A 5,776-nucleotide genomic window follows, 5' to 3' on the forward strand; every position below is an offset into this window, starting at 1 on the left:
AGGGAAAGTGGAGAAAACTCCGGGGCTTTGACTGCCTGGCCAAGGTCATCACCGGAGTGAAGTTCAAAGATGGAGAGGAGGTGTCAACAGCCGACCAGAGCGCTGCTTAATCTGGCTTTTTGAACACCAAAATTGACAATAACTCCCGCGATTGGTGCTAAGGCCTTGGGCCGCTAACAGCGCTTGTAAGTCGCTATCGCTCATATCCCCGGACCAGTCGCCACTCCTGCGGCTGCCGTAGGGGTCATACGCTAAGGTTTTCGATGCACCTAACAATAGGTTGCCTTCTGCATCGGTGATTTTCTCCACAGAACCCAAGTGGTCGCGGTGCAGATATTCCACCGTATTGATGGAAAGCCCGGCGTGATCGGTGGCAGTCACCAGGATAATCGTATCGCCAATCCGGGTTTTCTGTATCCGCTTATACTCCGGATCATTGCCCGGCAGGAAATCCTCAAAGTGACCAACAATAAAGGTTTTATCGGTTACCAGCTGTTGCTGGCCCTCATCCCAGTAGCTGCTTTCGCGATAGAATCGCTGGCCGCCCGGGCCATAGCTGAAGCGGTCGCGGGCCGTGGGGGTTTGTGTGGTCTGGCTGTCGCCTACTACAATTTCTGTAGGTAGCCCCCTGGCATTCCAGCTGATCCATTTATCATCCCCGGTTGCCGCGTCATAGCGCACAATTGCCCCATTTTGGTTATACCGGAAGGTGTAGCTGATGCCATTGATTGTAGCCGAGCTTACCGCATGTGCTCCCGCGTTGGCAGCTTGCCCGTACTGATAGTCTGTTACAGCGGTATCACTGGCAATGCTACTGGTTTTGCTCTGGATATTGCCAAGTCTGTCGAAAAGCGTGGTCAAAGTGCGTTGACTGGTATTATTCAACCAGGTTTGCGCCGTCTGCAGCCGGTTTAATCCATCATAACCAAATGTCTCCCGCTTGGTGGTTGACCCTGCACCATTCGCTATACGGCTCCCCAGGGTGCCATTGCTGCGCCAGTGGTAGGTGTTGTTTTGTATCTCCTGGGCACCTGTGGATACGATACTTTCCAGCCTGCCACTGTCAGGGTTATACACCCTGGTTGTCACAATGCCATTGCCATAATGCTCTTCCCCGGCCTGTCCTAGCGCGTTTACACTGTCGAAGGCCTTGAGTACGCTGGCGCCGTCGGTAAGCTGATGGAGGTATCCCCGACCATTGTACTGGAAATGTACAACCGAGCCTGAAGGATCGGTTACAGAAGCCATACGGCCACGGCTATCGTAGCTGTAGTCCTGTTGGTAATTGCGCACAAGACCGCCTGCCTGTAAGCGCGTATGGGTATTTACCAGCTTTGCGTCTGTGTCATAGCTGTTGACCTCCTGGTATACCTGGCTACCGCCGCTGGTATAAGTACGGCTCCCCAGCAGTCCTATACCATTTACGGGGTCATAGATCCATTCCGCAACGCCCTGGCCGTCTTCCTTAAAGCGCAGGCGGCCCAGCTTGTCATAACTGCTATTGACAGACTGACCACTGTTGTCGGTCTGACTTACCAGCTGCCCCAGTGCATTATAGGCGCTGGTAATCAAGCCCGTATCCGGGGTGGTTATTGCATTTTGATAGCCGGCTGAATCATAGTCAAACAGGGTTTCTGTCGAAGCGTCATTATTGACTAACACCGAAGCCAATTGGCCCGCACCGTTGTAGGTGTACTTGGTGGCTACCCGTTCGGAAGTGCCCACGGCGTCCACCGTCAGCAGCAGGTCACCAAGGAAATTAAAAGTCGTGGTTTTTACCTGTGTCTCCTGAAAACCACCCGAACCATTTAAAACATCTTCCTCGACCGTCACCATATATTGTCCGGCACCACTGGTCGGCGCGTGGGTGGTGCGAACCTGGGAGCCATCGGGGCGGTCAATTTGGGTAATTCGATTTCTGATATCGAATTGATAGGTAGTCAGCGACTTCTCGTCACCGACAAAATAGGGCGCGGTTTCTAAATACAACCTGCCCAGGGAATCATAATTATATTCCTGCCTGGTTGTATCCACCCCGTTAAAGGCCTGGGTATCCTGCTGGACCATACGCCCCAGGACATCGTAATAACGTGTACTGCTTGGTGTTATGGGTGAATCTGTGGTGATCTGGTAAGCGGTAAGCTGGCCACCATATACCGGGCAGCTACCCGCATAGCAGAATTCCCGTGTGGTACTAAAGCCTACACCATCGGCATTGATCCGTTTTTTCTCCCGCCCAAAATTATCATAGTGAATTGTGGTGGTCCGGTTATTAAAATGAATGGATTTCACCAAACCAAAGCGCTTGTCATAGTCTAGCGACATAGCTTGGCCCAGTGCGTTAGCAATGGTAGTTGGGTAACGCTTATCAACATAGTTGTTGACCGTTGATGTACGCTCTGCAATACCGGCACCGGTCACAGTTTCCGATATTATGTTACCGCTTGCATCATAGTCATACTCCGTTGTGAATTCGTAGTTTGCATCATCCGGGAAGCGTGTAACCGTGCCCACTTTATTTGTATCGCCGTAGCGTGTATAGACGACGCTTTGCACAACATCAGCCTGCCGGTTTAAAGGGCCATTAAAGTGGCTAACCTGCTCTGCCTCCTTAAAACTGATCAACCAGTCAGATGTGCTGTTGCTATAGGTTGTAATGGTTTCTTGACTGCGCTTGATGCCAGTGACAGAAATGGATTTAACCTCACCCCAAAAATCCTGATCGGCTGGCACAGTGGCGGAAAGCGCAAAACGAGCGGTTTTTACCATGTTACCTACAAGTTCCCCATGATCGCCATAGTTGGCTTTTTGGGGCAAGTGGGTGTAAAAGTTATAGCCAAGTGTCTGCCCGTTTTCAATAACCCAATCCAGGCTCTGCTTAACATAAATGTATTTGGTAGAGTTCAAGCCCGCTGAAAGGTCTAAATTACCATACCTGAGTTGACGCTTTGCCAGCAACTCGTTACTGCCAGGATAGACACCCGCATATTGTACTTCCCTGGCAATACGACCCGTATAGGGATAATCCAGACGGAATTGCCTGTAAGTAACAATATTAGAACTCAAGTCGTGGACTCTTTGTGCATGATAGCCCAAAAATCCGCGCCGGTTGTTGCTGACAAATCCATTACCCTGGTATGCATAGCTGGTTTTATGCCAACCGTTGACATTACCGTTAGAGCGCCAAACCTCGGAAACTACCGAGCGGTATTTTCCATCCACCGCAGCCAGGGGGGTGCCATTGGCCGGCGTTGTGCCTTGACCAAAAGGCCTTTCTGAAAACAAGCCATCATTGGAATTATCCGCAATCATCGCATGATAAAAGCGCGTACTTTGACCCAGGGTATCGATAATTTCAGAAACGCCGGTATTAAAGTCAATAGGATTTTCGTTGTCAGGTACAACCCACTCAAACGCCATAGGATTCAAGCATAATTCATTATTGCCGTTTGCGTCGAAGGCACATTTTTGGACATACTTTAAACGTCGGTAATCTTCTATCTCCCCTTCATCTTCAGAGATTAGTTTATATTTTCTGACCAGCTTATTATTATAAAGTACTTTGATATGATGCAGTAAAACCAATTGCTCTTGCTGTATATCACCAGAATCCAGCGGTTGGGGCGGTGCATCGCTGCGTGTGCCGTATTCAAACAAGATCCGAGCATCTGAGTCGTTACCGTAAGTTATTTCCAGCGGGTAGTTAATACCCTCTACTGTATCGCGGTGGTATGTATAGTTGATGGTATTACCGAAAGCATCAGTCACTTTATTGAGTGTCCAGCCAAAATGCGTGGACAGGCCAACTTTTAAACGACTGTCACCGGTTCTGCCATACTCCTGCACCTTGCCGTCAGGGGTTTGCACCTCAAACCATTTCCTGCCGTTTTCATTTTTCAATGTGACAAGGTGAAAGCTATCCTTTTGTGTGCGATATTTACTACCTGCACCCCATTTGCTGCCGGATACCACAACAAGCGGCTCACCATTAAGGCAAATAGAGTCCGAGTTACTCAATAGTATTTTATCGGCATTGGGTCTGCCAACCACGCAGCGGCGAATAGCACCAAAGCCACCAATACGCCAACCATAGCCTAAATAATCTTCTGGCAAAGATTCATTTTTGCGTTGTCTAAAGCGCGCACCCGAATAGTTTATACTGACCGAAGGGGTAAGCTCATTGACCCCAGGGGCCACTTCTACAGGAATATTAATGATCGCATCGCCAGTTCTGGTGACATTGGTCGAGTAAGCCATTTGTCCAGGCGTGCCGCCACCAGTAAGCACTACCGCAGGCTCGATACCATCGAGATTATGCACTTTCACCCAGCTGCTGGTTTGCCACCCCGTACATTGATTGCCATTGCAGGCCTTTACCCGATAGCGGTATTTATCGGCGATCTGCCCACGCACCTCATAGGTTTTTGCAGTGGCATTGTTGAGTTGCACGGTTTGCCAACCATCTGCGCCACAGGTTTCTGTACCGGTTTTACATTCCCTTTGCAACTGGTAAGCAGTTACATTCCCGGATGCATTCCAGCTGATATCGTAGTCACCAAAATCGCTGGATTCCGGCGTAGTAATGGATACACCGGTAGGTTTAGGCAGTGGGATATTCACCGAGACTGCTTTATAATTCGCAGAAGGTGTCCAGGGGCCCCAGCCGGCGGTATTGTATGCGCGCGCTCGAAATTGATAGGTCCCAGCCGTGCCTGAGGGTAAATTAACCGGTAAGGTGGTGGTTGTGCCGGTATTATCGTCGCCACAGTTATTGAAGATAAAGCCGCCGCCATCTTTACTGCACTGTATCTGATACTGTGTGATTGGATCGAAGGCACCTGTGGGCGCACTCCAGGCCACCTGGAAATTACCCGTCTGTGTACCGCCGCTTGGCTGGGTAAAATTTGTTACCGCGTCTGGTTTGCGATTAACCGTAAGGTATGTACTGTATTTCCAGGAGCCCCCCTTTACAGTATTACCCACTTTGACATAAGCACGCACGCGGTAGCGGTATTTACCATTACCTATTTTTCCTGATGAGGGAACTCTAATGGATTTTGTCCCAGTGCTGGATGATGAATAGATACGATTCCAGCTACCACTGCTATCGCAAGAGGTTAAACACTGATCTACATGATACCCGCTAATTTTCGGTGGTGTTTGTGGAGCGCCCCACTGTAAAGTAAACACACCGTTTCTGTCGGTACCGCCTTCATTATTGGAAAAACTGACACTGCCGGACGTGTTGGGTTTCCTGATTACCTTAATTTCATCGGTGTACACCCAGTTGGAACCATTAATATCACCAACGTAATAGTGTTTGATCCGGTATTTATAAATACCGGAATTCACATTCTTAACATTAAGGATACTTTCCCCCGACCTGACGTAGTGGCTATATACCTTATAAGCGCCACCATCCTTACTCACTTCTGTAACCACTTCGCTACAAGGTGTAAAGAATCTCGGATTAAGATAAAATTTTAAATCGTAGTTACCGTCTGCGTCCGAACTCGGCAAACTTACATTGGTAACCAGAGGCGCCCTACCCGTACAGTCATTATCGGGCGGCTTAGGTAGCGCAAAGCTAACAACAGACAACATAAAGAGAAAAACTGCAATTGTAAATCTTCCTAGATTCAACTTGTAAGTGCATATCTCAATGGAGCTAGAAAAAGCGGCCAGTTGCCCGTAGGCTTCTCGCTTTTTCTCCGGCAAGAGTTATGCAATGAGACACTACAAGCAACTGACCTATGAGCAAAGATGCCAGATTGAG

1 protein-coding gene is annotated in these 5,776 nt (G+C 49.0%); it reads right to left on the reverse strand.

The window, feature by feature from the left end; translation table 11 throughout:
* Positions 1 to 63: 63 nt before the first annotated feature.
* Positions 64 to 5,430 (reverse strand): fibronectin type III domain-containing protein, encoded by a 5,367-nt coding sequence (locus ACL7TT_RS20260; protein ID WP_413397996.1) that lies wholly within the window; start codon positions 5,428 to 5,430, stop codon positions 64 to 66.
* Positions 5,431 to 5,776: the final 346 nt, after the last annotated feature.

It is taken from the genome of Microbulbifer jejuensis, assembly GCF_047289955.1.
GTDB lineage: Bacteria > Pseudomonadota > Gammaproteobacteria > Pseudomonadales > Cellvibrionaceae > Microbulbifer.